This is a genomic window from Streptomyces calidiresistens, from assembly GCF_014141525.1.
Classification (GTDB): Bacteria; Actinomycetota; Actinomycetes; order Streptomycetales; family Streptomycetaceae; genus Streptomyces; species Streptomyces calidiresistens.
This window is the reverse complement of sequence record NZ_VKHS01001362.1, coordinates 1-820: the sequence shown is the minus strand read 5'-3', so window position 1 is coordinate 820 and position 820 is coordinate 1. Positions and strand designations below refer to the sequence as shown.

Sequence of the window (820 nt, the reverse complement as noted above, 5' to 3'; positions counted from 1 at the left end):
CCCCGACCGGGCCCGCGCCGCCGCCCTGCGCGAGGTGCTCGAACGCGACGCCGTCACCCGCTGGTGGATCGGCGGCGCCCCCGCCCACCGGCTCTTCGACGCCGCCCCGCCCGGTGACACCCCGGAGGCCGTCGCGCTGCGCCTCGCCCTGGCACAGGCCGCCGATGCCGGCCTGCGGGTCGGCCTGCTGCGCGTGCCCTGCCCGGTGGGCGTCGTGGTGGCCGCCGCCTTCATCGAGGACCCCGCCCGCCGGCTGGTCGCCTTCGGCAGCGCCTGCCGGCCCACCGCCGTGGAGGCGGCGGCCAAGGCGTTCACCGAGGCCATCGGCACCCACGAGGCGTCCTTGGAGCTCCTCGACCCCGACAGCGGGTTCCACCGGGCGGTCCGCGCCGGTCGGGTGGACCCCCGTCCCTTCCGGCCCCACCGCGCCGATCGCCGGTACGCCCTCGACTTCCGCCCCGACCTGCGGGACGTCAACGACGTCCGCCTGCACCTGCAACTCCACCTCGACCCGGCCGTGCAGGACGGGCGGTTGGACCGGCTGCGCCGGCCCCTCCCCCCGCTCCCCGCGACCGACCCGCGGGCGGGCACCGCCGGGGAGCCCGTCGGCGCGGACCTGCCCGCCCTCCTCGACCTGATGGCCCGCCACGACCTGCGGGTCATCGCGGTGGACCTCACCACGCCCCGGGTTCGGGAGCACGGGTGGCACGTCGCCCGGATCATCGTCCCCGGCCTGGTCGGCAACGCCCCCGCCGCCTTCCCCTTCCTCGGCTTCCCCATCGGCCCGGGCGGACCCGTGCTCCACCCCCTGCCCTTCTCC

The 820-nt window shown here is 78.3% G+C and carries 1 protein-coding gene; it reads left to right on the top strand.

Translation table 11 applies throughout. The features are described 5' to 3' along the window. The coding region (locus tag FOE67_RS27320) for a YcaO-like family protein (RefSeq protein WP_182667494.1) at positions 1–820 on the top strand (820 nt) is incomplete at both ends.